This window comes from Marinobacter salinus (genome assembly GCF_001854125.1).
Taxonomy (GTDB): domain Bacteria; phylum Pseudomonadota; class Gammaproteobacteria; order Pseudomonadales; family Oleiphilaceae; genus Marinobacter; species Marinobacter salinus.
Window position 1 is genome coordinate 548,359 of record NZ_CP017715.1, and the last position, 25,851, is coordinate 574,209.

22 protein-coding genes and 4 tRNA genes are annotated in these 25,851 nt (G+C 56.3%); 18 read left to right on the top strand and 8 right to left on the bottom strand.

Annotated features, from left to right (window positions below; translation table 11 throughout):
- Positions 1-86 precede the first annotated feature (86 nt).
- Positions 87-1,058 carry a response regulator gene (locus tag BKP64_RS02585; RefSeq protein WP_070965629.1) on the bottom strand — a complete coding sequence of 324 codons (972 nt, stop codon included), beginning with the start codon at positions 1,056-1,058 and terminating at the stop codon, positions 87-89.
- 152 nt (positions 1,059-1,210) lie between these two features.
- On the opposite strand from BKP64_RS02585, the gene BKP64_RS02590 reads away from it, so the two are divergent.
- The 9 genes from BKP64_RS02590 to gspD all read left to right on the top strand — a co-directional run bounded on the left by BKP64_RS02590 (position 1,211) and on the right by gspD (position 10,282).
- Complete coding sequence (locus BKP64_RS02590) at positions 1,211-1,693, top strand: YajQ family cyclic di-GMP-binding protein (RefSeq protein ID WP_070965631.1); 483 nt, start codon at positions 1,211-1,213, stop codon at positions 1,691-1,693.
- Positions 1,694-1,747: 54 nt separating this feature from the next.
- A complete protein-coding gene (locus BKP64_RS02595) occupies positions 1,748-3,118 on the top strand; it encodes an AmpG family muropeptide MFS transporter (RefSeq protein ID WP_418287602.1) in 1,371 nt (456 codons plus the stop codon).
- Positions 3,119-3,123: 5 nt separating this feature from the next.
- Positions 3,124-3,432, top strand: coding sequence for an MGMT family protein (locus tag BKP64_RS02600; protein WP_070965637.1), 309 nt, complete (start codon positions 3,124-3,126; stop codon positions 3,430-3,432).
- 292 nt (positions 3,433-3,724) lie between these two features.
- A complete protein-coding gene (locus tag BKP64_RS02605) occupies positions 3,725-4,267 on the top strand; it encodes an FxsA family protein (protein WP_070965639.1) in 543 nt (180 codons plus the stop codon).
- Between the two features lie 198 nt (positions 4,268-4,465).
- Positions 4,466-4,753 (top strand): co-chaperone GroES, encoded by a 288-nt coding sequence (gene groES, locus BKP64_RS02610; protein ID WP_070965642.1) that lies wholly within the window; start codon positions 4,466-4,468, stop codon positions 4,751-4,753.
- Between the two features lie 78 nt (positions 4,754-4,831).
- A complete protein-coding gene (gene groL, locus BKP64_RS02615; protein ID WP_070965645.1) occupies positions 4,832-6,484 on the top strand; it encodes a chaperonin GroEL in 1,653 nt (550 codons plus the stop codon).
- 165 nt (positions 6,485-6,649) lie between these two features.
- Positions 6,650-7,441, top strand: coding sequence for a type II secretion system protein N (gspN, locus tag BKP64_RS02620; protein WP_070965649.1), 792 nt, complete (start codon positions 6,650-6,652; stop codon positions 7,439-7,441).
- A gap of 1 nt (position 7,442) precedes the next feature.
- On the top strand, positions 7,443-8,294 hold the full coding sequence (locus BKP64_RS02625; protein ID WP_070965651.1) for a type II secretion system protein N: 852 nt from the start codon (positions 7,443-7,445) through the stop codon (positions 8,292-8,294).
- A 32-nt stretch (positions 8,295-8,326) separates the two neighbouring features.
- Positions 8,327-10,282 (top strand): type II secretion system secretin GspD, encoded by a 1,956-nt coding sequence (gspD, locus tag BKP64_RS02630; RefSeq protein ID WP_070965653.1) that lies wholly within the window; start codon positions 8,327-8,329, stop codon positions 10,280-10,282.
- 39 nt (positions 10,283-10,321) lie between these two features.
- Here the strand turns inward: gspD and BKP64_RS02635 are convergent, their stop codons facing one another.
- The 6 genes from BKP64_RS02635 to purE all read right to left on the bottom strand — a co-directional run bounded on the left by BKP64_RS02635 (position 10,322) and on the right by purE (position 17,586).
- Positions 10,322-12,313 carry a M48 family metallopeptidase gene (locus BKP64_RS02635; RefSeq protein ID WP_070965655.1) on the bottom strand — a complete coding sequence of 664 codons (1,992 nt, stop codon included), beginning with the start codon at positions 12,311-12,313 and terminating at the stop codon, positions 10,322-10,324.
- 11 nt (positions 12,314-12,324) lie between these two features.
- Positions 12,325-12,912: a LemA family protein gene (locus BKP64_RS02640; protein ID WP_070965657.1), complete on the bottom strand. Its 588-nt coding sequence runs from the start codon at positions 12,910-12,912 to the stop codon at positions 12,325-12,327.
- Positions 12,913-12,937: 25 nt separating this feature from the next.
- Entirely contained in the window at positions 12,938-14,998 is a 2,061-nt protein-coding gene (locus BKP64_RS02645; protein WP_070965660.1) for a putative bifunctional diguanylate cyclase/phosphodiesterase, read from the bottom strand.
- Positions 14,999-15,269: 271 nt separating this feature from the next.
- A complete protein-coding gene (gene sodB, locus BKP64_RS02650) occupies positions 15,270-15,848 on the bottom strand; it encodes a superoxide dismutase [Fe] (protein WP_070965663.1) in 579 nt (192 codons plus the stop codon).
- Positions 15,849-15,919: 71 nt separating this feature from the next.
- Positions 15,920-17,038, bottom strand: a complete 1,119-nt coding sequence (locus BKP64_RS02655; protein ID WP_070965666.1) for a 5-(carboxyamino)imidazole ribonucleotide synthase — start codon at positions 17,036-17,038, stop codon at positions 15,920-15,922.
- A gap of 56 nt (positions 17,039-17,094) precedes the next feature.
- Entirely contained in the window at positions 17,095-17,586 is a 492-nt protein-coding gene (gene purE / locus BKP64_RS02660) for a 5-(carboxyamino)imidazole ribonucleotide mutase (RefSeq protein ID WP_070965669.1), read from the bottom strand.
- A 191-nt stretch (positions 17,587-17,777) separates the two neighbouring features.
- Between purE and BKP64_RS02665 the strand changes: the two genes are divergently transcribed.
- From BKP64_RS02665 to BKP64_RS02690, 6 genes are all read left to right on the top strand, one after another.
- Positions 17,778-18,746 carry a coiled-coil domain-containing protein gene (locus BKP64_RS02665; protein WP_070965672.1) on the top strand — a complete coding sequence of 323 codons (969 nt, stop codon included), beginning with the start codon at positions 17,778-17,780 and terminating at the stop codon, positions 18,744-18,746.
- Between the two features lie 144 nt (positions 18,747-18,890).
- Positions 18,891-19,784, top strand: coding sequence for a DUF2846 domain-containing protein (locus tag BKP64_RS02670; protein WP_070965675.1), 894 nt, complete (start codon positions 18,891-18,893; stop codon positions 19,782-19,784).
- 103 nt (positions 19,785-19,887) lie between these two features.
- Complete coding sequence (locus BKP64_RS02675; protein ID WP_070965678.1) at positions 19,888-20,145, top strand: hypothetical protein; 258 nt, start codon at positions 19,888-19,890, stop codon at positions 20,143-20,145.
- Positions 20,146-20,335: 190 nt separating this feature from the next.
- Positions 20,336-20,411: transfer RNA gene (locus tag BKP64_RS02680), tRNA-Val, on the top strand.
- 69 nt (positions 20,412-20,480) lie between these two features.
- Positions 20,481-20,557 (top strand) — tRNA-Asp (locus BKP64_RS02685).
- Positions 20,558-20,565: 8 nt separating this feature from the next.
- Positions 20,566-20,641: transfer RNA gene (locus BKP64_RS02690), tRNA-Val, on the top strand.
- 40 nt (positions 20,642-20,681) lie between these two features.
- Here BKP64_RS02690 and BKP64_RS02695 read toward each other — a convergent pair.
- Positions 20,682-22,088: a 3-oxoacyl-ACP reductase gene (locus BKP64_RS02695; RefSeq protein ID WP_070965680.1), complete on the bottom strand. Its 1,407-nt coding sequence runs from the start codon at positions 22,086-22,088 to the stop codon at positions 20,682-20,684.
- A gap of 180 nt (positions 22,089-22,268) precedes the next feature.
- On the opposite strand from BKP64_RS02695, the gene BKP64_RS02700 reads away from it, so the two are divergent.
- The 3 genes from BKP64_RS02700 to BKP64_RS02710 all read left to right on the top strand — a co-directional run bounded on the left by BKP64_RS02700 (position 22,269) and on the right by BKP64_RS02710 (position 25,774).
- A complete protein-coding gene (locus BKP64_RS02700) occupies positions 22,269-23,588 on the top strand; it encodes an acetyl-CoA C-acetyltransferase (RefSeq protein ID WP_070965682.1) in 1,320 nt (439 codons plus the stop codon).
- A 98-nt stretch (positions 23,589-23,686) separates the two neighbouring features.
- Positions 23,687-23,763, top strand: a tRNA-Met gene (locus BKP64_RS02705).
- Positions 23,764-24,175: 412 nt separating this feature from the next.
- On the top strand, positions 24,176-25,774 hold the full coding sequence (locus BKP64_RS02710; protein WP_070965684.1) for a methyl-accepting chemotaxis protein: 1,599 nt from the start codon (positions 24,176-24,178) through the stop codon (positions 25,772-25,774).
- Positions 25,775-25,851 lie beyond the last annotated feature (77 nt).

Genomic DNA, 25,851 nt, shown 5'->3' on the forward strand with positions numbered 1-25,851 from the left:
GTCAGAATAGGGCTTTCTCTCTGCCGTGTCTGTGTGTGATGTGTGTCGCACTGTTACAAATTGTTCGTTAAACGATCAGTTGTGGGTCAGGCCTTTTCGCCGATGTCGGGGGACGTTTCGGTAAAGCGTCTGGTCTCATAGGCATCGACCAGTCCCTGAACTGCAGCCTGCTCCATGTTCCGCAGGGAGGGTGTGCCGTTCTGGGCGTCGGCCCGGCACAACACCATGCCGGCCTCCACCGAGATATAGCCCGCAGTGGTTTTGAGGGCCTTGTGATTGATGCCATCAAATACGCGTCGGAATGCGGTCGTGGAGCAGTGGTCGCTGTTCGGGAAATAGGCCATGATTGCGTACTGGTTATCGCCAATCCGGCACAGGGAATCGATAGGGCGAATCAGGGTGCTCAGTCGCCGGGCAATGCCGATCGCCAGTTCGCTCATCACCGTGGGCGGGTGTTTGCGTTTCAGTTCCTGCCAGTTGCGGATGCCGCACAACACGTACGCTGATGAGCCGCCCCGGGATTCCGCGTGGCGAAGCATCTTGCCGAGCCGCTCCCGACCGTACTTGTTATTGCATAGGCCGGTTTCCAGATCGATGATGTTGGTGGCTTCGAGGTCCCGGTTGTTTTCAATGAGCAGGGCGTTGGCTCGCAACAAAGTGTTCTGCCGGTCAGCCATCCGGTTGGCCGCGAAGATGCGGGGGATCAGCTGCTTGGTCATGTCCGATTTATAGATGAAGTCATCCACACCCCGGTCAAACGCCTCCGAGAGGGCAGCCACGCTTTCCCGCGCGGTGAGCAGGATCACATAGGTGTAGTGGTTGTTCTGCTCGTCCTGTTGTCTCACCTGATCTGTCAGCTCAAGGCCGTCCATCTCTGGCATCAGCCAGTCTGCGATCAGGACGCTGACGGGGCGCTGTTCGATGAGTTCGAGAGCCTCCGGGGCGTTATTGACGATACGTACGTCGCGATAGCCGGCATTTCGCAGCGTGCGTCCAACCACCATACTGCTGAATTTGGCGTCATCGACGACGAGAATAGGTAGGTCCAGGTTCGGCATTGTTATCTACTTCTTACCAGTCCATTGTCAGATGCGGTGCCCTTTGCCGGATGCGGACCGGCGTGGGTCTTGGTATGCTTTGGCACCTTGAACATCGGGGAATTAATCGAGGCCACAGTATACCCCCTGGTGGCCGCTGGAGAATAACGACCATGCCTTCTTTTGACATTGTTTCTGAAATTGAGATGCACGAAGTCACCAATGCGGTGGACCAGGCCAAGCGGGAGCTCGGTAATCGCTGGGACTTCAAGAACGTAGAAGCGGACATCGAACTCGACGACAAGGGCATCACCATCAGTGCCCAGGAAGAGTTTCAGCTGGAGCAGTTGATGGACATGCTGCGTATGGCTTTTGCCAAGCGGAACATCGACAGCCGCGCCCTGACTGAGGATGGTGAGAGCAAGGCCGGCAAGCTGGTAAAACAGCACCTCTTGCTGAAGCAGGGTATTGAAACGGATATGGCGAAAAAGATCGTGAAGATGATCAAGGATGCCAAGCTGAAAGTGCAGGCCAGCATTCAGGGAGACAAGGTCCGGGTCACTGGCAAGAAGCGTGATGACCTGCAAACGGCCATCGCCCTGCTGAAAGAGGCTGAGATGGATATTCCTCTGCAATTCAATAACTTTCGCGACTGATCCGGAGGTCGAGCCATCATATCCAGCGACCGCCGCGCCCTGATCCGGGAGGCGCTGTACACCTACACCCGTTGGCAGGTTATTGCGCTGCTGTTTCTGGGGTTCTCGGCAGGGCTGCCATTCCTGCTGGTGTTTTCCACGCTCAATGCCCGGCTTGCGGATGTGGGTGTGGAAACGGCGACCATCGGTTTTTTCAGCTGGCTGGGGATCACCTATTCTATCAAGGTGTTCTGGGCGCCGGTTGTCGACAGGTTGAAGCTGCCATTGCTCGACAGACTCCTCGGCAAGCGCCGTAGCTGGATTATTCTTGCCCAGGCGGGGATTGCCGCCGGGCTTTACCTCATGGCCCACGTGGACGCCACAGCGGCACCGGAAATGATGGCGCTGTGCGGGTTGCTGGTGGCATTCTCCTCAGCCACACAGGATGTGGCCATTGACGCGTACCGGATCGAAATTGCCGAAGAGCGGCTGCAGGCGGCCCTCGCGGCAACCTATATCTTTGGTTACCGCCTGGCTCTGCTTGTTGCCGGTGCGGGCGCCCTGTATCTGGCCGAGTTCTGGTCGTGGCAGGTGTCGTATGAGGTGATGGCCTGCCTCGTCGGGGTGGGTGTGCTCACGGTACTGGTGGCGCGCGAGCCCAGGATAAACCACTTCGCAGCGGCTCAGGACATTGCCCACAAAATTGAGCAGGAAGCGGCCAAACGGACCCACCTCAACCCGCGAGTGGCCCGCCTCGTCGGGTGGTTTTACGCTGCGGTTGCCGGCCCTTTCCTGGACTTCTTCCACCGGTACAAAGAGCTCTCCATTGCCATTTTGCTGATGGTGGCGGTGTACCGGATTTCAGACATTGCCATGGGTGTGATGGCCAACCCGTTTTACCTGGACTTTATGGGCTTCAGCAAAACCCAGGTCGCCGATGTGACCAAAGTGTTCGGGTTCTTTATGACCATTGCCGGCTCGCTGGTTGGCGGGGTGATGGTGGTGCGTTACGGCGTTCGCCGAATTCTGCTGCTGGGGGCCGTGATGACGGCGGCAACGAACCTTTTGTTCGTAGTGCTCGCCCAGTACCCGCCCAATCTGGCGACCCTGGCGGCAGTAGTGAGTGCTGACAACCTGAGTGGCGGCATCGCCAACGTGGCGCTTATTGCCTGGCTATCGAGTATGACCAGTGCTTCCTTCACCGCCACCCAGTACGCCCTGTTCAGCTCTCTGATGACCCTGCCCGGTAAGTTTATAGGCGGTTTCTCCGGTATTGTGGTTTCGGATTACGGTTACGCCGAGTTCTTCCTGATTGCCGGTATCATGGGGGTGCCCGCCATCTTGCTGGCCCTGTTCATGATGCGTCATGGCGTGAGGCTCGATGCGCTCGCGCCTGATCATTCCGGTAACCGCGAGGAGCCAGCAGGAGAGCCCGCCAAGGGGTAGCAGTGATGGAGCCAACCAAGGATCAGAAGATCTGGCAGGTAGTGTTGTTGATTCCAGCCGGAAAGGTGGCAAGCTACGGCCAGGTTGCCGACATGGCGGGCCTGGGTCGCCAGGCCCGATATATAGGTCGCGCTCTCGGAAAGCTGCCCCCAGGGCACTCCGTGCCCTGGTATCGGGTGCTGAGAAGCAATGGTCAGATTGCCTTCCCGGAAGGCTCACCGACGTTCCTGAAACAAAAAGAATTGCTGGAACAGGAAGGGGTTGAAGTCATCAGCGGAAAGGTACAAATGCGCCAGTTCCGCTGGCAACCCTAAAGCTTCAGGGCACCATCAACCTCGATCATGCGTCCTGAAACATAGTCATTTTCGAAGATAAACGCCGCCGGTAATTGCAATTACGGAATCTTGAAGTTTCATGTTTTGCCCTAACTACTATTATCAGGTGGTTTACGGTTGCCGTGTGTCTTTTTGACCTCTGCCTTCCGACGGGGGTGCATGCACCAGCACCACTGGTGCGACGAGCCATGTGCCTGGCTTCTTGTTAAAAACCGGAGGGCTGCGAGTATACCAGACCTTCTGACATTCCTGTTCAGACCGTGAGGGCCTGATGTCTGTATTTCTGTTTCTTTTCATTGTCATGCCGGTCGCCGAGATGGCAGTGCTCATCAAGGTGGGTGGCATTATCGGTGTGTTGAACACCATCGGGTTGGTTCTGCTGACAGCGGTGGTTGGTGCCTGGCTGCTTCGCCAGCAAGGGCTTGCCACATTGCTGAAAGCCAACCAACGCCTGAACAGTGGTGAGTTGCCGGCCAAAGAAGTGGCTGAGGGTCTGATACTGGCTGTGGGTGGAGCGCTGTTGCTGACGCCCGGGTTCATCACGGATACCATCGGCTTTCTGTGTCTGATACCCGGCACCCGGCACTGGCTGGCAGCTCAGGCGCTGAAGCGGATGGTGGTTTCCGGCCAAAGCCGGGGCTTTTATTTCCGTGCCGGAGGCGGCCAAAATCCGTTTGGTCAGGATCCGTTTGGTGACCGCGAAAATCCTTTCGGGCAGCAGCGTCCTTTTGATCGCAATAAAAACGGCGACATTATCGAAGGTGAGTATCGGGATGAGACCGAATCAGACCGCGATCGCATCGAAAAAAAGTGAAAAAATTTTGGCTCGGGGTGTTGAAAACCCCTACGCCAGCCCCACATAAGTTGCACAAGTTCGCTGCAGGCTGATAACGGCTGGAAAACAGCAGGTTAGCAGCCGGGCAATTTGGTCGGATGACGCTTTGCTAGTCCGTCCTTTTTAAACAGCAAATGTCATTGCCACATTAAATCTGACAATTGGAGAAACCGAGCAATGAAAATTCGTCCGCTCCACGATCGTGTTGTCGTGCGCCGTAAGGAAGAAGAAGAGAAAACTGCAGGTGGCATCGTGCTGCCGGGCAACGCTAAAGAGAAGCCTTCACAGGGTGAAGTGGTTGCTGTGGGCAACGGCCGCATCCTGGAAAACGGCGAAACCCGCGCTCTTGCGGTCAAAGCGGGTGACACCGTTGTCTTTGGTCAGTACGCCGGAAACACCGTAAAGGTTGACGGTGAAGAGCTGCTCATCATGAGCGAGAACGACATCTATGGCGTGCTTGAGTGATCGCTGAGGCGACTGGCACGAACTCTCATTAATCCGTTTGGTTCAATGAATTCGGTTTAACGAACAGGAATAGAAGACATGGCAGCAAAAGAAGTCAAATTCGGTGATAGCGCCCGCAAGCGCATGGTCGCAGGTGTCAACATCCTGGCGGACGCGGTTAAGGTAACCCTGGGCCCGAAAGGCCGGAACGTGGTTCTGGAGAAATCCTTCGGTGCGCCGACCGTCACCAAAGACGGTGTTTCTGTCGCCAAGGAAATCGAGCTGAAAGACAAGTTCGAGAACATGGGCGCTCAGATGGTCAAGGAAGTTGCTTCCCAGACCAACGACAGTGCTGGTGACGGCACCACCACCGCGACCGTTCTGGCTCAGGCGATTGTTCGCGAAGGTATCAAGGCGGTTTCAGCGGGCATGAACCCGATGGACCTGAAGCGTGGTATCGACAAGGCGACCATCGCTGCTGTTCAGGCTATTCGTGATCTGGCCAAGCCCTGCGACGACAATCGCAACATCGCCCAGGTTGGCACCATCTCCGCCAACGGCGACGAGAGCATCGGTAAGATCATCGCGGATGCGATGGAGCGCGTAGGCAAAGAAGGCGTTATTACCGTTGAGGAAGGCCGTGGCCTGGAAGACGAGCTGGACGTGGTTGAAGGTATGCAGTTCGATCGCGGCTACCTGTCTCCGTACTTCATCAACAACCAGGACAACATGTCCGTCGAGCTTGATGACCCGTTCATCCTGCTGGTAGACAAGAAAGTGTCCAACATTCGCGAACTGCTGCCAGTACTGGAAGCTGTTGCGAAGGCCGGCAAGCCGCTGATGATCATCGCTGAAGACATCGAAGGCGAAGCGCTGGCGACTCTGGTTGTGAACAACATGCGTGGCATCGTGAAAGTGGCTGCTGTCAAGGCACCAGGTTTCGGTGACCGTCGTAAGGAAATGCTGCAGGACATCGCCATTCTGACCGGCGGTACTGTTATTTCCGAAGAAGTCGGCCTGACTCTGGAAAACACCACTCTGGACGACCTGGGCACTGCCAAGCGCATCAACATCACCAAGGAAAACACCACGGTGATCAATGGCGCTGGTGCACAGGCGGATATTGAAGCCCGTGTTGAGCAGATCCGTAAGCAGATCGAAGACAGCTCTTCGGACTACGACAAGGAGAAGCTGCAGGAGCGTGTGGCCAAGTTGGCTGGCGGTGTTGCTGTGATCAAGATCGGTGCCGGCTCCGAAGTTGAAATGAAAGAGAAGAAGGCCCGTGTTGAAGATGCGCTGCACTCAACCCGCGCTGCGGTTGAAGAAGGTGTGGTTGCCGGTGGTGGCGTCACTCTGATTCGCGCGATTGCCGCTCTGGACGCTGTAGACGCGATCAACGAAGAGCAGAAGGCAGGCGTGAACATCCTGCGCCGTGCGATGGAAGCGCCTCTGCGCCAGATCGTTCAGAACGCCGGCGGCGAGCCGTCTGTTGTCGTTAACAACATTCGCGGTGGCGAAGGTAGCTATGGCTACAACGCTTCCACCGAAGAATACGGCGACATGCTGGAAATGGGTATCCTGGATCCTGCCAAGGTAACCCGCTCTGCACTGCAGGCTGCAGCTTCCGTTGCGTCCCTGATCATCACCACCGAGGCGATGATTGCTGACGAGCCGGAAGACGAGCAAGCTGGCGGCGGTATGCCTGATATGGGCGGTATGGGTGGAATGGGAGGCATGGGCGGCATGATGTAATGCCGGCCTGATCCCGGCCACATCGCCTGTTCCCGGATGTGGCCTGATCTGCCCTGAAAACCCCGCGTCGGTTCACACTGACGCGGGGTTTTTGTTTTTTTGTCATGAACTTGCCTAATGGCTTTGCTAGACTCGGCTTCCGGCCAATTGTCTATGTGAAGTTGAATGAGTGACACTGAAACCAAATCTTTTCTCCGCCCCGGCAAGATCATTACCCTTGTTTTGCTGGCGGCACTGGTTTATCTGGCCGCATTGGTTATTTGGGTGCCCGCCGGCTGGCTCTGGCAGCAAGCGTCTGCGCGCGTGGCACTGCCAAAACAAGTTCAGGTGCAGCAGGTATCCGGGCGCCTATGGGACGGGGCGGCGGGCCTGGTTGTAGCCGGCTATCCGGCGCGCCTTGACTGGCGTTTGGGTTGGCCTTCGCTGTCTGGGCTCTCCCTGCCCATCGCCGTATCGTTGGCGTCCTCGGAGTCTCTGGTAGAGGGTAATGTTACGATCGGCTGGCCTGCCCGAGCCGAGGTGAACGCCCGGGGCAGGCTGGCCGTTGCAGAGTTTGAGGATCTGATTCGTCGCAGCGGCGGTGCCATGATCGAAGGTGATGTTACCGTTGATCGTTTGCATCTTGTTTGGGCGGACAACCGTGTCTCCCGGGCCGAAGGTATCGGCCGCTGGGCCGGCGGGCAGGTTTCCTGGCCTATGGGTGGCCAGACCGGTCAGGCGCAGTTCCCGCCGATGCAGGCAAATCTGGATACTACCCAGGGCGGGGTTGCTCTTACTGTTTCGGAGCAGGGTGGTGACGGGCCGGCCGCAGATGCATCTGTGCTCTGGAACGGCATGATGGAGTTGCGGGTATATAAACGGATGGTGGACCTGGCTGGCCAGCCCTGGTCGGATTCCGCCAGCCCCGGCGATGTTGTCTTCCGTGTCAGGCAGCCGTTGCTGCCGGGAGCAGGTTGATATGGCGCTCCTGAATGCCGATGCACAAGGCAGGGTTTCCCGGATCGTGGCAAACCTCCTGTTGCTTGGATTGGTGGTGCATTTAGGACTGGCCGCAGCGAAGGTAACCTGGCTGGTTGCGTGGGATGACAAACCAGCGCCGAAAGCGCCGGTATCTGCTGTTGGCAATGGGCTTTCGGAGCGAGGGCTTGCTTACCCCATGGCCAGTTATGACTTTTTTGGACGCCCTGCGAAACAGGCCGGTGTCGCTGATGTGGTCAAACGTTCGGCGCCGGAAACAGGCTTGCGTTTGCGGCTTGAAGGCGTTCTGGTGGGACAGCGCCCGGAGGACTCCGGTGCTATAGTTGCTGGGAGTAATGGGGAAACGGCGTATTACCGTGTTGGAGACCTGTTGCCAGGTAATGCGGAGCTGGCCGAAGTGGAGTCAACACGCATATTGATCCGCCGGGGCGGGCGATATGAATCGCTGACGTTCGAGGAGGCCGATTCCTCCGCACTGGTTGCAGAGGTGCCCCAGGCACCGGCAGAATCCTCCCCCGAGGCGTTTTTGGAAAATGCCCGGGCTGAGCTGGACAGTCAAGGGGTGGCCGCTCTTAATGCCTACGGGCTGAACCCGGTGGATGCAAGCGGGCAGTCCGGTTACGTTTATGATGGCTCCAGTGCCATGCTCAATGCCGTAAACCTTCAGGCCGGGGACGTGATTACCGCCATCAACGGCCAGCGGCTGGGTGACATCGAACAGGACAGATCCCTGCTGGAAAGCTGGCGTGGCCAGCCGCAGCTGGATATTGAAATAGAACGTGACGGATCGATCCTCACCATAAGTTATGCCATACCCGAGCAGTGGCGCTGATCGGGTTCATCGATACAGGACGAAATCGCCAGATGTATAACCACAAGACCAATATGTTTCGGGCAATTGCTCTGCTTATCCTGCTTCCCCTTATGTCCATGGCATACGGGCAGGATGAAACCTGGCGACTGAACCTCAAAGATGCAGATATCCGTGCTTTCGTTACCCAGGTTGCGGACATTACCGGTTACAGCTTTGTGGTGGACCCGAGAGTGAAGGGTAAGGTGACTGTGCTTTCGAGCGCACCGATGAACAGGGACGAGATTTACGATTTGTTTCTGGCGGTCCTCAATGTGCATGGCTTTACGGCCATCCCCGGGGAGGAAGTCATCAAGATCGTGCAGCAGGTTGATGCCAAGCAGTCGGCGGAATCCCTCACGCGGTTTGCGACAACGCCGTCCGAGCAGCTTATTACCCGGGTGATCCAGATCGACAACGCCAATGCTCTTGAGCTGGTTCCGATCCTGCGCCCGCTGGTTGCGAAATACGGCCATTTGGCCGGTGTGGCAGCAGCGAACGCGCTTATAATCAGTGATCATTCGTCCAACATTCAGCGCATCGAGCAGATTGTCCGTGAGCTCGACAGCCCCTCCAAATATGAAGTGGAAGTTCTCCAGCTTAAGGAGGCCTGGGTGGGCGATATGGTTACCTTGTTACAGGAACTGGCACCGGACGAACTCGGCCGGACCGGTGGCGAAAACGCAGCGCGGAAATACAGTGTCACCGCCGACGAGCGTTCCAATCGTCTGATTCTCAGGGGTGATAAGACCTTTCGGGACAAGATGCGAGGTCTGATTCGCCAACTGGACCAGCCCTCGGCAACGGGTGGCGCCACAAAAGTAATCCGGCTCAAGCACGCGGATGCCAAAAATCTGACTGAGATTCTCAAGGGCGTCATGGGTGAGCTGGTGAAGGAAAGTGGCGGCGGGTCGGGCGCGGCCGGCGGCGGTGCCAAACCGAACAGTAATTTCGCGGTGTTTGCGGATGAGGGGCTGAATGCCCTGGTTGTGCGTGGCGAACCTTCACTGATGCAGGAAGCGGAAGAAATCGTTGCCCAGCTGGATGTCCGCCGGGCGCAGGTCCTGATTGAAGCGGCGATTGTGGAAATCAGTGATGAATTGGGAGAGGATCTTGGTGTTCAGTTGGCGGTAGGTGACGAATCGGGTCAGTCCACACCGGTTGCCGGAACCAATTTCGGAAACGTCGGGCGCAGTCTTGGAGAGGTACTGACCGCCATTCTTTCCGGTTCGGTTATTACACCTACAACGGGGGGCATCACCATTGGCGCGGGTCAGCGGAATGAAGACGGCATTACCTGGGGCGTGTTGCTGCAGGCGCTTTCAACTTCTGCGGCCGCGAACCTGTTGTCGACGCCCAGCATTATTACTCTGGATAACCAGGAGTCGGAAATCATCGTTGGTCAGAACGTTCCTTTCCGGACCGGACAATCCACCGTTACCGGGGATGGCACCACTAACCCGTTTACCACCATTGAACGCCGCGACATTGGCCTGACCCTGAAGGTGACCCCGACTATCAGTGCGGATGGCCTGGTGCGTCTGGTGGTTGAGCAGACAACCGAAAATGTGGCGGACAGCATTGAAAATGCGTCGGACATTGTGACCAACAAGCGCGAGATCAAGACCACTGTGCTGGCGGACGATGGCGAAACCATCGTGCTCGGTGGTTTGACCCGTGACGATTACCAGGTCAACAAGAGCAAGGTGCCGGTGCTGGGGGATATCCCGGTACTGGGCCGGCTGTTTTCCTCCGAATCCGAGCGCCGGGTAAAGCGGAACCTGTTGGTTTTCCTGCGCCCCAAAATCATGCTGGGCAAGGAAGAGGCGGTTGCGGTGACGACCGACAAGTTTAACAAGCTCTGGGATGTAAAGCTGGATGTTCGGAAAAAGCTGGGCCTGCCTGACTCAGAGCACCGCCCGGGTACCGAGGTGCTGTTCAGTCCGGGCAGTGGGCAATCGATCAAGTAGCTTCGGGGTGCATGCGCGGGCAATCGTTGCCCGCGAGATTCAGGCCGTCAGGGGCGGCATCGGACAATCCATCTGGTCCGCCACCAGTCTCATGAGTTCATACTCCCGCACATCAATGCGCCCGTCGTGGGTAATGCAATGGCCGCAGGCATCAATGATTGCCGGTTTAAGCAGCGGTGAGAGCCCGTTAAGTGCTGTCAGAGCTTCCCTCAGCTGACGCATGGTGACTTTTTCCAGTACTGGCTGCTCTCCCTTACGTGTGTCGTTAAAACCTGCCATGGCTTCCGTGTAGAGCTGCTCGGCATCGCCAGAAGATGATGTCCCGGCGCGGGCAAGCAGGCTCAGGAGTCGCTGGAGTGCAGGCATGACAGGCCGATAGCTCCGGTATTTGACCGGCATGGCGCGACTGGCGTCCGGGCCGAGGTGCCGTGACAGAAAGCTTGTCAGTGCCAGCTCGAACAGACTCACCCGGTGATCTGCCGCAACCAGTTTCTGAACATTGCTCATCAGCCCCTCGCGCTCCTCAGGATCCAGCTTGCGCAAAGCTGGCATAGCCAGTTCCAGTGCAGGAAAGCGTACGCCCTCGCCAATGCTCTTCAAGGCGGGAACGAGCTTTTCCAGAAGCCCCGGTTCACCGCCAAGGATGGGGTGGGAGGGAATCAGCTCCATCCGCTCACGCTGCTGCTCCCGTGAAAGTTCGCTGATCAGCAGTGCATAGCAGAGCTGGACTGCACCGGCACGGGTGTATAGCAGGCCCCGGAAAGTCGCGGGCAACCTTGCCAGCAAACGAACAGCGAAATCCTCACCCTCGCTATTCACCGTTCCTACGCGCTCAGACAGCTTGGTACCGGCCGGAGGCGTCGATGCGGAAGAGACCAGCGGTGAGGTTCTTTTCCGGCTGACCGGGCTGTAGATGTCATCCGAGATCCCGGAAAAGCCAGCTGCCATGCCAGGTCGGGCTGAGACTGTGGCGGCACGGAGGTTCGCCCGTGGTTCGGTGTCCCTGAGCCGACTGCGTAATCTCACCAGCATCCCGGGCTGAATGCGGTTAATGCGTTCCTCAATCGGGGGATGGGAGGCAAGTAGAGCGGTAAACTTCATCCGGGCGCTTTCGCCAAAGCACATGTGGTTCATGTCACTGGCGTGACTGGTCGTGTCCAGGTAGCCGCCTTTGAGCCCGATTTTGAACAGTGCGCCCGCTATGCCCTCCGGATTGCGGGTGAACTGGACCGATGAGGCATCGGCCAGCATTTCCCGCTGGCGGGAGACCGCCGCCTGGATCAGCCGTCCGAAGAACACGCCGAGGTAGCCGATCACGAGGAGCGCGATGCCGATTACACCGATTGCAGCCTGACCCCGGCTGTCCCGTGAGGAGCGCAATGACCGGTGGCTGCTGAAAAAGGATGCGCGGAGCAGGAAGGTGCCGATCTGGCCAATCATCAGGATGCCGGCCAGAAGAGCGATGAGGCGCACGTTCAGACGCATGTCGCCGTTGAAGATATGGCTGAACTCATGGCCGACCACACCCTGGAGCTCGTCCCGGCTGAGCTGGGTAATAGCGCCGTGGGTGACGACAAGAACGGCTTCGCCGGAGGTATAACCCGCGACAAAGGCATTGATGCCGGTTTCGTTGTCCATAACGTAGAGTTCCGGCACCGGGACGCCGCTGGCAATGGCCATTTCTTCAACGATGTTCCGGAGCTTTCGCTCATCATTGTCCCGGGTATCCGGATCGATGGCGCGTGCGCCCACCATGTTGGCAACCCTCGCACCGCCGCCAGCCAGGTCAATCCAGCGAATCAGGGAGCCGGCAACAATCAGGGCGACCACCGCACCGGCGGTCCAAAGGCCATGCCTGGAGAGTAGCCAGTGGTGAAAGGCCAATGCGGATGATTCGCTGCGGGTGACAAAGTAGCCCACCAGGCAGACGGCGAGGGTGATCAGCGCCACCGCTGTCAGGAATAAACATACCAGCAGGCTGGTGTTGCGCCTGGCCGAGGCCTGGCGCTGAAAAAAACCGGGGTGCGCCATGCCTCAGGACCTCAAAAGGCGACTTTGGGAGCCTGACGAGCCTCGGGAGACTCCAGTTCCAGCTGAGCGGTTTCCTTGAAGGAAAACATACCTGCAAGAATGTTGTTGGGGAACTGCTCGCGGAAGGTGTTGTAGGTCATCACGCCGTCGTTGTATGCCTGGCGAGCGAAGGCGACCCGATTCTCGGTGCTGGAAAGCTCTTCCATCAATTGCTGGATAGTCTCGTTGGCCTTCAGTTCGGGGTAGTTTTCTGCCACCGCATAGAAATTGGCCAAGGCCTTGGTCAGGAGATTTTCGGCACCGCCAAGGCGCTGAATTTTGGTTCCGTCCCCGGGATCCTTCGCGGCATCTTTCTGGGCGCTGACCGCATTGTTGCGCGCTTCCATAACCTGGGTGAGCGTGCTTTTTTCATGGCTGAGGTAGGCCTTGGCAGCCTCCACGAGATTGGGGATCAGGTCATGCCGGCGCTGAAGCTGAACATCGATCTGTGCGAAACCGTTTTTAAACTGGTTTCTCAGGGATACAAGGCGGTTGTATATGACCACCAGATAAATGACAGCGACGGCAATCACGATCAGGCCGATTAGGGTGGTTCCCATGGCAACTCCTCTTGGGGGTAGTAGGTCAGGCGTTATTTTCGACGATTTTCTCGTGGAAGTGTGTGATAAAAGCTTCAAATTCCCTTGGGGGAAGGGGTTTGCTGAAATAATATCCCTGCGCCAACTGGCAGCCCCGTTGGCTCAGATAGTATTCCTGTTCTGCTGTTTCGACCCCTTCCGCGACAACCGATAGGTTAAGACTCCGACCGAGATCAATGATGGTGTTGGCAATACGGGTGTCTTCTTCGTTAACCAGCAGGTCACGGATGAACTGCTTGTCGATCTTGAGGTGTTGAACCGGCATCTGCTTCAGGTACGTGAGGGAGGAATAGCCGGTGCCAAAATCATCCACGGCGATACTTATCCCCGCCCTGTGCAGCTGGTGAAGCTTCTCCACGGCCTCCGCAAGGTTGGTCATAAAACTGGTTTCGGTCACTTCCAGTTCAAGCCGGCCTGCCGGAATGTTGTGACGTTCGAGAGTCTCCAGGATGTCGTCTACGATGGTTTCCTGGCGGAGCTGCACAGCAGAAAGGTTAACCGCAATGCGCAGTGGTGTCCCCACCGATGCCCAGCGAGCGGCCTGCCAACACGCCTGCTCCAGAACCCATTGGCCGATTTCGACAATCGAGCCGTTCGATTCCGCGACAGGAATGAAATCATCCGGTGGTACCAGCCCACGGGTCGGGTGTTCCCATCGAAGCAGTGCCTCCGCGCCGATTACACGTTTACTCTCCAGGTTTATCTGGGGTTGGTAAACCAGGTGGAACTGATGATTGGTCAGCGCCTGGGATAGATCGCGCTCCAATTGTTTACGGTTCCGGATCTCCTGGTCAATGCTGGCGACATAGAACTGTAAGTGATTCTGGCCACCCTGCTTTGCCAGTGTCATGGTTTGTTCGGCGCTTTGCAGCAGGCGGTCAGCTTTTCCGGTGTCAGAGGGAAATAACGCAACCCCCATGGTGGCGGTCATGGCGATTGTCTGGTCTTCCACTTTCATCGGGGTGCTGATGTAACCGAGTATTCTCTCTGCGGTGTCTGCCGCCTGGAAGCCATCCCTGAGTCCCTTTTCCACAATCACAAACTGGTCGCTGCCAAGTCTGGCGAGGGTGAATCGGGTACTGCCCAGCTTCGAGGTTAACCGGTCGGCGACAGTTTGGAGAATCAGGTCCCCGGTGCGGAAGCCGCACTGCTCGTTAATGGACTTGAAGTCGTCGATACCCAGAACGGTGAGTGAGAGAACATTGTTTCTGTTTTTCGCCTCCTCAATGTCCCGTTCGAGCAACTCCATGAACGTGTCGCGACTGGGTAAGCCTGTCAGCTGATCATAACGGGAAAGCCGGCTGACCCGATCTTCTGCTTCACGGTGACGCTTCTGACTGTCGCCAATCGCCACGAGAAGGTTGTTGGTTGCGTTGACCCACAGGCCCAGTTCATCTCGTTGATGGCCTGCCGGGATTGCCACTAGCCGGTCGTCGGGGTAGACCGGATTTACCTGTTTCACGGAATGGACAATCCGCAGCAGCGGCCGGGTAAGCAGCAGGTGAAAGATAAAATAGATCACCAGTCCCAGAATGAGGGCGGTTGCAACCACGGAAGCGAACGTGAGGGTGGCCCGGTCGAGCCAGGTCTTGGCTATCGGTGCGGTGTCATAGTGAACTTCGAGATACCCGAAGACCATATTCTGGTCTCCCGGACGAGCCAACGGTGTCCGATAAATGCGCGTAGCGTTGAAAATCCGGTCTGTCAGTGGGCGGAAAACGGTCTGTTGCAAGGGGCGGGAGCGGTTTCCCAGTGGTTCGCCATCGGGGTGCGCGATACGGGCCACATTGACGGCTTCGCGCGCAAATAGGCCGTCCACCACCTGCTGGGCCAGCTCTCCGTCGATGCTGAAAACAGCCTGGGTGGCTGCATCCCTCACCATGGCAATGGTCTGTGCTGCCTGATCATCAATGTCCCGGGAGACATGTCGGGCGTCCAGAATGACCTGAATGGTGCTTACGATTACGCCGCTGATCAGCGCTACCGCAAGGATCCACCGTAAAATACGATAGGCTAGGCGATGTTCAACCTCGAAAGAGTTTTGCATTCAGGCCTTAGTGTCATCCGGTTTGTCAGGAAGCCGATAGTCTCGCATATTCAGTGTTGCTTATGGAGTTGGCCCGGCGTTTTCTTGTGATTATGGTTCAGGGATTACGTAACTGTATTTAGTATCGGCAATTTTTTCAGGTAATGCAGGGCCTGAGTGTTTCAATTTGTAAGGATTTCGTGTGCCAGAGATACAAAAACGCCCGCATTGGGCGGGCGTTTTTGCTGCAGCTGTTACCAGCTACAGTATGACCGTCAAACAACTTGTTTGATCAGGCCAGGTTCTCATTCACGAAATCCCAGTTGACCAGGTTCCAGAACGCTTCCAGATAGTTCGGACGGGAATTGCGGTAATCGATGTAGTACGCGTGCTCCCATACGTCGACGGTCAGTACAGGCTTGTCCGCGCCGGTGAGCGGGGTTTCTGCGTTGCTGGTGTTGGCAATGGCGACACTGCCGTCCGCCTTCTTCACAAGCCAGGTCCAGCCTGAGCCGAAGTTGTTGGCGGCCTTGTCGTTGAACTCCTTCTTGAAGTCTTCAAACGAACCAAACGCCTTCTCGATGGCGTCTTTGGCGGCACCTGTCGGCTCGCCACCGCCGTTCGGGCTCAGGCAGTGCCAGTAGAAGGTATGGTTCCATACCTGAGCCGCGTTGTTGAACAGCGGGCCGCTGGCGCTTTTGATGATGTCTTCGAGAGACTTGCTGGCGTTGTCAGTACCTTCAACCAGGCCATTCAGCTTGGTTACATAGGTGTTGTGATGCTTGCCGTAATGATACTCAAGGGTTTCCTGGGAAATGTGCGGTTCCAGAGCGTTCTTTTCGTAAGGCAGTGCGGGAAGTTCAAATGCCATGAGGTCGTTCTCCCTGTCTCTCTGTTTATGTGGATGTACACTTGGCCAATATAAGGGCGATTTGAGCTATATCAACCCTTTGCTGTCAAAGAGCTTTTAAACTCGGGGCTGCCGGGCAGGAACTGGGCACAGTTCCGGACCCGCCATACCAGTTCCTCGTAGCTGTCCGCCAGTATGTTTACGTGGCCGAGTTTGCGGCCCGGGCGCTCCCCTTTATTGTAAAGGTGGAGATGAGCGTAGGGCAGTTCAAGGATGCGTTCAATGTCGCCATGCTCCCCGATAATGTTGATCATGCAGCTCACCCCACGGGGCTCAACGTTGCCAAGATGATGGCCGCTGACCGCCCGGATGTGATTCTCGAACTGGCTGGTCATTGCGCCTTCGATGGTCCAGTGCCCTGAGTTGTGAACTCGAGGCGCCATCTCGTTGGCAACAAGCCCGTCGGCAGTTTCGAATAGCTCGAGAGTTAATACGCCAACATAATCCAATTCGTTCAATAGTGCCCTGATGTAGCGTTCCGCATCGTCCTGAATGTGCCTCTCAAGGCCGGGTGCAGGCGCGATCGAGTATCGCAGAATGCCTTCGTGATGCGTATTCTCCGCCATTGGGTAGAACGCCAGGTCCCCGTCTTCCGACCGGACGGCGATCATGGACACTTCGCGCCGGAACTCAACGAACTTTTCGACAATGAGTCTCGGGTGACCAATGGAATCCCAGGCGGCTTTTGCCTCTTCGGGAGTTTTCAGAACTGCCTGGCCCTTGCCGTCGTAGCCTTCGGTGTTGGATTTTGCGACCACCGGGCAGCCGAGTTCCTCGGCTGCGTTCTTCAGGGCTTCCGCGCTGTCCGCAATTCTCCAGTCGGGCGTGGGTATGCCCAGTTGGCCAAACAGGGTTTTCTCTGCTTCCCGGTTCTGGCAAACCTTCAAGGCGCGGGGGCAGGGATGAACCGGCTTTTCTTTTGCGAGCTTCTCGGCAACTTCGACCGGCAGGTGTTCGAACTCGTAGGTGACGCGGTCTACCCGTGAGAGAAAGTCATCCAGGTACTGGCCTTCCCGATCGATAATGACTTCTCCCAGGCCGGCGCTTGGGCTGCCTGACATGTCATAGAAAACGAAGGTCTTGGCCAGTGGATAGCCCGAGAGGGCTAGCATGCGCCCGAGTTGACCGGCGCCTAGTACACCAATTCTCATGTGTGTTCTCCTGCAGTCGTTCGGCATCCGAAACTGTCAGTGTGAGCGGATTGAGTTCACTGATCGCTGGGATCCGGGTTGTCCAGGATCGTTTGCGTCTGTGTTTCGCGGAATTCATCAACCGCTTTGCGCACATTATCATCGGATGTGCCGATAATCTGGGCTGCCAGCAGACCCGCGTTAGTCGCGCCGGCTTTGCCAATTGCCAGCGTGCCTACCGCAATACCGCCGGGCATCTGGACAATCGAAAGCAGGGAATCGAGACCGTTGAGCGCTTTGGACTGCACCGGAACGCCCAGCACTGGCAGGGAGGTCTGTGATGCAACCATGCCTGGCAGGTGAGCAGCTCCGCCGGCACCGGCGATGATGACCTTCAGGCCGCGGGCAGAGGCGGTCTTTGCGTAGTCAAATAGCAGATCCGGAGTGCGATGGGCAGAGACGACTTTGGTTTCATAGGGCACGCCGAGCTTTTCGAGCATATGAGCGGCGTGTTCCATGGTGGGCCAGTCGGATTTGGAGCCCATGATGAGTCCTACAAGCGGCTGCATAAGCAACTGTCCTGTGATAATTGGAAAGCCGGCCATTGTATGTTTTGGCTACTCGCCATGCAACAAAGGCCACTTCTGGCGGGCTTTGGGTCTGAAGAAGGGGTTCTTGACCGGCCCGTCATTTCACTCAGTTTATAAGTGCATGTATTATCAGCTCCTGAGGTTAATCCCGTCCATATCCAGGAGCTGTAATGGAACCCATCCGTCCAGACGACGATGAATTGAGAGCCGAGGCGCCGATCGGTAGTGCGGAACGAAAGAGGCCTGCAGAGCCCAGGCCACAACCTTCATCTGGTGGAGGGCAGGAAAAGCCGCCGAAGCCTACAAAGCGGGCCAAGGGTGACGGAGGCAAAGGGAGCGGTCGGGGGAGCCTCTCCCTGTTGTGGCTGCTGCTGATCGGGCTTGCCTGTGCGGCGGTTGCCGGCTGGTACTCGCAGAATCAACGGATTCAGGCACTGGAAAGCCAGCTTGAAGAGGCAGACTACTGGGCGCGCCAAAGCAAGCTGGCCCTGGCCAGGTTCCAGGGAGAGTTGTCTGAGACCGGCGAGAGTCTGCAAGAGCGGGGAGCCTCGTTGTCAGACCAGATTGCCGCCAACACAAAGCAGCTGGAAACCGTCAACAGTGAGATCGGCAAATTGTGGGTTGTTTCCAACGAGCGGAACAAGGCCCGGCTGAATGACCACCAGGAGCGCCTGACCGCGGTTGAAAAGGGGCTCGCGGAAGACAGCAAGGCATTGGCCGCGATGGAAACTTCCATGAATCAAATGAGGTCCTCTTTCACGGATGATCTGGCGGCTCTGAAAGATCAAACGCAAACATCGATTGTGTCGTTGCAGGACGCGAACCGGCAGGCAACAGAGCAGTTGACAGCCCTGAGCCAGGAAATTGCTGGCGTGGACCAGATTGTAGAGAGCAGAATCCGTCGGTTTGAACAGGAGCAAAAACTTGGGATCAGCGGTATGGAGGGACGGATTACCGCCCTCGAGAAAGAAACCGATTCTCTTGCCGGTGATGGTCGTTTGCGTGCTCTGCAAAACGAACTGGCGAGTGTGAAAAAGACGGTTCAGGCGATTGATTCTTCCCGGGCGCAGCTGACATCCCGACTGGTTCGTTTGTCGGAAGAAGTGAATACACTGCGGTCACAGCTGTCAGCGAAATAGGCGGGGTAGTTTCAGGCGTGGGTATGCGGGCGGCTCGTAGCAGTTTGTAACGGTTTGTATTCATCCCTTGCGGTAGCTCTCATTTCTGCCGTTTGGCAGTTGCTATGATCAGGCAACTCGCGAAAGGATGAAGAGTGAATAACAATGAAAACCCGAATGCCCCATACCGTGCCGGGCGCGCAGCGCCCGTTTGTTTTGTCGTTCCGGGCGCTGGCCCTGTTTGCTCTGATTCTTGGGTCCGGTTGCACGGTTTACCAGTCTATAGGCAAGAGCACGGGAGCGTTTCTGCATCCGGTTTCCGGGCATGATTTCGTCCACATTCCCAACGATCAGTGGAACCGCAAGAACGCCCTCATCTATTTCTACCGAACCCATTCCCAGTGGGCGGCAGATGAGATCGAGGCTCCGAGCGTCTACATAGACGACAAGCATTATTTCAATATCCGGAACGACAGCTATACCTGGCTGGAAGTCAGCCCGGGCGAGCGGCATATTGCCATGCGGCGGCCGTTACTGGGGCTTGAGGGCATGAACTCCTTCAGCCTGAGCCTCATTGCTGATGCAAAGCTCCGGGTTGAGGCTGGCGGCATCTATTATCTGCGATACAACGAGCTGACCGAGCCCGGCCAGGCTCACCCCGATCTGGATCCCGAGCACCCGCTCGCGCAGGGTGACTTGCAGCTGGTAACGCGTGACTATGCCATGCAGGCTGATGAAATCCTCACCACACGCTTTTTGAGCAGCGACCTCCTGGCGCCCAACCATGCTGCCACGTCGATTGTTGAAACCAATGAGGACAAGGACTTTGAGCGCCGGATGGTCATGCTTGAGGAGGAGCGGGAACTGGAAATCGAGCGATTAAAGGAAGAGGGAAAATATGAGTCGGCGTCCTGGTTCTGGCCCTTTGGTGGAGGCCCGTCCGTTCCGCTTGAAGCCGATCGAAAAATCGAAGAACTCGAAAAAGATTATGCCAGGCTCGAACTGGAACGCGAGAGACGCGAAGAGGCAGAGTCCGGGGACAGTTGGTGGATTTTCTGAACGGATAGCCGGAACGAGGGGAAATAAGATCAGCTTCGCAATTGTCGATGTGTGATCGGGTTACTACACTGAGATCAGTTGAGAGCAGTCGGGAAGCTGGACAATGTCACTGAAAGATTCTTTGCAGGGCAGGTTGGAGAAGCTTGCAGAAGAGATGGTGCCCCAGTTGCTGGACACTTGGCACGACGTTCAAAAGCGCCTGGATGACCTGAACTGCTCGCTGGCACACCGGGCAGTTCCAGAGCGCAGGCGCCCAAATGTCAGTGAGCTGGCGCTGAAGCACAAAGCCGAGCAGGCAGGGCAGGGAAAGGCCGAGGTGCGGCCGTTAAGGCGGAACCGGAAGTCGGGTTCTATCAAGTGAATTTGTTTAGAAAATGCTCTATTTTTAAAGGGTTAAAGGTTTTTTCCGAAAATGACTGGAAAATATTTGACACCGTCAGGGAAATGCTTAAAATGCGCGTCTCACTTGATTGAGACAGACAGACTGCCTCAGTAATCAACGCTAGGCGTTGCAAGTGGAAGCCTTTCCAAGGCTTTGCGGTTTGGAAAGTGGGTGGTTAGCTCAGCTGGGAGAGCATCGCCCTTACAAGGCGAGGGTCACTGGTTCGATCCCAGTACCACCCACCACTTTCAAAGTGCATCACCGGATCACCCTATCCGGTTTCAGGTTCCGGCCCTCAGGGCCAGAATTGATGCGGAGCGGTAGTTCAGCTGGTTAGAATACCGGCCTGTCACGCCGGGGGTCGCGGGTTCGAGTCCCGTCCGCTCCGCCATTTTTCCTGGGTGGTTAGCTCAGCTGGGAGAGCATCGCCCTTACAAGGCGAGGGTCACTGGTTCGATCCCAGTACCACCCACCAAGATTCTTAAAAAGGCAGGCCTTCGGGCCTGCCTTTTTTATTACCTTCCGATCAATGATTGACCACAGACACGCACGATGTTTCCGTTAACGCCGTTGGACGCCGGGTTGCAGTACCAGGCGATGGTTTCTGCCACATCAATCGGCTGGCCACCCTGGGAGAGGCTGTTCATCCGCCTTCCGGCTTCGCGGATGGTAATGGGCATGGCTGCAGTCATCTGGGTTTCGATGAAACCCGGGGCAACGGCATTGATGGTAATGCCATTCTTTGCGTGCCGGGCCATCGCTTCCACGTAGCCGATCACGCCACTTTTGGCGGTTGAGTAGTTGGTTTGTCCGAAGTTACCGGCAATGCCGCTGATGGAAGAAATGCAGACGATGCGGCCATTCCCATGTAACAGTTCGCGGTTCATAAGCTCTTCGTCAATCAATTCCTCGGCGCTCAGATTGACCGCAATGGTCATATCCCAGAAGTGTTCGGGCATATTGCCCAGTGTTTTATCACGGGTGATACCGGCATTGTGAATGACCAGATCTACACCTTTAAAATGCTCTTCCAGATAGTCGGCGATGAGTTTTGGTGCTGCTTTGTCGGTAATATCACAGGCCAGCGCTTTTCCCTTTATTCCATCGGTGACCTTCCGCAGTTCTTCCATAGCGGGTGGAATGTCGAGTCCGACAACCGTTGCGCCATCCCGAGCCAGTGTCCGGGCAATGGAGGCACCGATCCCGCGGGAGGCGCCGGTAACCAGAGCGACTTTGCCGGTGAGTGGAGCAACCGGGTTGCTGGTCGGCGCCTCTGTGCCCTTGGCAATGCGCACAACCTGGCCGGAAACGTAAGCCGAGCGGACGGACAGGAAAAAGCGAACGCTCGAGTTCAGTTGTTTCTCTGCCCCCGGAGCCATCCATAACAGGTTGGCAGTAGAGCCTTTTTTCCCGATTTCCTTGCCGACACTCCGTACGAAACCTTCCAGTGCCCGTTGTGCTGCTGCCTGGGGGGCTTTCCGGCAGGTTGCCGGATCCTGGCCGATGACCAGCACTCGGGCGTTGCCCCCCAGTTTTTTAATGGTCGGATGGAAAAAGTCGTAGAGCGCCCGGAGATCATCGGGGCTCTTGATACCGGTGGCGTCAAAAACCAGCGCCGAGAGCCGAAGGCTGAGATCCTGATTCAATTCCAGGGCCTTGGCCTTATTGCCTGCCCTTGACGAGTCCTTCAGGGAGTCCACGCCGCTGGCATGATGCAATGTGGCTGCACTGGCGCCGACAATGCCTCCCAGTGTGGCTATGGCTTTGCCGCCGGCTGCGGCGCCGATCAGCACGTCGCCTTCAAGGAAGGGCTGGTCGACGCGCTTCAGCCGTTTCAGCGGGACAGGTGCCGGCAGGCCCAGAGATTGTGCGGCGGTTTTGCCGACCGGGGTGTTAACGATTTTCAGGTAGAGGTCAGACATGGGTTCTTCCTTGTGGTTGATAAGTGGCGCCTTGGGTGCCCATGACCCACAGGGTAAAGAATCGGGCAGTTTTTGGATTGACTCAATACCAGGGGCACGTTGTCAGGGATGCCAATGAGCGACTAGCCTTTAAGGTTAGACTTGCCCGATAGGGACATTTTCTCAAAACAGGACTTCATGATGGCACAGGCACCGAAAACCACCCAAAAGAAAGCAGCGGCGCCCGCCCGGGGTATCCGCCGTGTTGGGATTATTGGCGGCAACCGTATTCCCTTCGCCAAATCGAATACTGCCTACAGCAAAATCAGTAATCAGGAGTTGCTGACATCCGCCCTCCGGGGACTGGTCGACCGGTACGGCCTTCAGGGGCAGCGCATGGGTGAGGTGGCAGCCGGTGCGGTTATAAAGCACTCCCGGGATTTCAACCTGACCCGGGAGTCCGTGATGAGTTGTGGTCTGGCACTCGAAACGCCGGCCTACGACATTCAGCAGGCCTGCGGAACCGGCCTGGAGGCCGCCATACTTGTGGCTAACAAGATTGCACTGGGGCAGATCGAATGTGGCATTGCAGGGGGCACCGACACGACCTCAGATGCTCCGATCGGTGTCGGTGAAGGATTGCGTGAGATTTTACTGGACATGAATCGGGCCAGATCGCTCAAAGAGCGACTGAAAATTCTGGGGCGGTTCCGGCCTGGCCATCTGGTGCCGGAAATTCCGGAAAATGGTGAGCCCCGAACCGGCATGTCCATGGGGGATCATGCTCAGGTAACCGCCCATGAATGGGGCATTGCACGGGAAGACCAGGACCAGTTGGCCTGGGAGAGCCATCAGAAACTGGCCAGGGCCTACGACGAGGGATTCTTCACGGACCTGATGACACCTCTGGCCGGACTGGAGAAAGATAATATTCTGCGCCCCGACACGACCCTGGAAAAGCTCGCTACGCTGAAGCCCTGTTTTGATAAAGAAAATGGCACTATGACTGCCGCAAACAGCACGGCTCTGACAGACGGTGCCTCTTGCGTGCTTCTGGCCAGTGAAGATTGGGCCAAGGCTCACAACTACGAAATAAAGGCCTGGTTGACGTTCTCCGAAGTGGCAGCCGTGGATTTTGTGGACAAGAAAGAGGGGCTGCTTATGGCTCCTGCCTATGCTGTACCCCGGATGCTGGAAAAGGCCGGCCTGGGGCTGCAGGATTTCGATTTCTATGAAATCCATGAGGCCTTTGCTGCACAGGTTCTGTCCACTTTGAAAGCCTGGGAGGACCCTGTGTTCTGTGAGCAGCGCCTGGGGCTCGACAAACCGCTGGGGTCCCTTGATAGGGGCAAACTCAACGTCAAGGGCAGTAGCCTTGCAACAGGTCACCCGTTTGCAGCCACCGGCGGCCGCATTGTGGCAACGCTGGCAAAACTGCTGGAAGAAAAAGGCGGCGGGCGCGGACTGATTTCCATCTGTGCCGCCGGCGGACAGGGCGTCACTGCGATTCTTGAGCGATAGTATCGAGAAAAACGAATTTAACTTTGACAGACACGGTTTCAGCCCTTATTATGCGCGCCACGTTGATCGGGGATTCCCCGAGAAAACAACCAGTTTGATGCGGGGTGGAGCAGTCTGGTAGCTCGTCGGGCTCATAACCCGAAGGTCGTAGGTTCGAATCCTGCCCCCGCTACCATATAAGAGAAAGGCAGATCAGTTAACTACTGGTCTGCCTTTTTTGCGTTTGGGCCAACAAACCTCTCTCCAGAGATTTACCAAAGCAGCATTATTGATCTTATCCAGTTTCATTCGACCTCGCCCTCTCCCGATTTAAAAAATCCTGTATTGAAAATGCCTATCCGAATATTGCAAAAAGCGGCTCTGATCTATCCGTTTTTTGCACAATAAAAGTCAGAAATAGCGGTTAAATACAGACTCGTAAAAATAACTTTCTTGTAATAACAAGGGCTTACGTAAATTTAAGGATCATATTTAGGTGTATTTAAATAGCTGCTCTCCAAATAAAGCATCGAAATCTGATCCATACTGGCTTGCGTATATGCATCAAACCGTAATTTGGCCTTTAAGCCTTTAAAGAGAATCGAGCCGTGCGAGCGAACCACCCAGTTACCAATCGAAATGTGCCTGTCCGTTCGGGCGCAAACATCCTCTCGACCACCAATCCGAAAGGCCACATTACCCATATCAATGATGAATTCATTGAAATCAGCGGATTCACGAAAGAAGAGCTGATCGGGCAACCGCACAACATCATTCGCCATCCGGACATGCCCAGGGCGGCATATGAAGAGATGTGGCGCCGGCTTAGAGCAGGTGAGACCTGGCTTGGCGCGGTTAAAAACCGTTGCAAGAACGGGGATCATTACTGGGTTCGAGCCTATGCCATCCCGGTTACCGGAAAAAGTGGCGAACTCGTTGAACTGCAGTCCATTCGATCGGAGCTGTCTCCGGAAGCTGAATCGCGGGCAGAGAAGCTGTATGCCAAACTGCGTGAAACCCAGCCCACCAAAGGACCCGTAAAACCCGCGAGTCTTCGCAGAGGGCCTGGTCTGCATACAAAGCTAATCCTCACTCTCGGTGTCATCCTTGCTATCGCCCTGGTTGCCCAGTATTCCACGGACTCTCCCGTTATAGCTGCGTCAATCTGGGCAGTCACCTTCCTCGTTATGGCCGCAGCCATTACCGGTCTGACCAGTCCGCTGAGGAAGTGCGTCCGAAGAGCGCGGGACGTCATTGATGACAGTGTTGCTGAAAAGATTTTTACCGGAAGGGTCGATGACATCGGTAGCCTGGAACTGGTCATTACCCAGCAGAGCGCCGAACTTGACGCCATCGTCAAACGGATGGACGACGTCATCTGCAAGCTGCACGACGGCGCGGAGCATACGATTGCCAGAAGCAACGATGCGCATTCTGCCGTTCAGGAACAGTCCACTGCTACAGATACCATTGCCGCTGCCAGTGAAGAGATGTCGGCCACGTCGCGCGAGGTGGCCAGCAACGCGTCAGGGATGCTTGACCAGGTTCGCTTGGCAAATGAACGGGTTTCCAGCGGTCAGGCCCTGACTCAGGAAACACGGCATAGTATGGATGCGCTCTCAAAGGAGCTTTCTGAGGCGTCAAGAGCGGTCGGCCAGTTAACGGAAGCCAGTAAGGGGGTCGCGGAGGCGCTTAGCGTAATTGGAGATATCACAGAACAGACAAACCTGCTTGCACTGAATGCGTCCATTGAAGCAGCAAGGGCTGGCGATGCGGGTCGTGGCTTTGCAGTAGTTGCGGATGAAGTTCGCAGCCTTGCACTGAGAACAAAAACGACAACTGAACAGATCAACACAACGCTTGGACGTTTTCACGAGACCGTTTCAAACGCGACCGAGTCCATGCAGCGTTGCGACAACTATGCGCAAAAAACCGTTGAAAACGCCATCAGTTCAGAAGATACCCTCGCAGAACTGGTGACGTTTATCGAGCGGATTTCCGAGGCGTGCGATGGAACTTCAGCAGCCGCAGAGCAGCAGCATAATGCGTCCTCTGAAATATCCGGGAAGATCGTCAGTATAAATGACCTGGGTGACACCGCTATGGGGGTGGTCAAGGAAGCCCAGGAGTCCATGCACGAACTCAAAAGACAGATTGGCGAGGTCGCAGGTCTCGTTTATAGATTACGAGAGCGAAACAGCACCTGACATCTTTGAAATGATAACTATAAACGTATTGGGCAACGGAAACACAAGCCGATGGTTGGAGCGACAGGGAAGAGCTC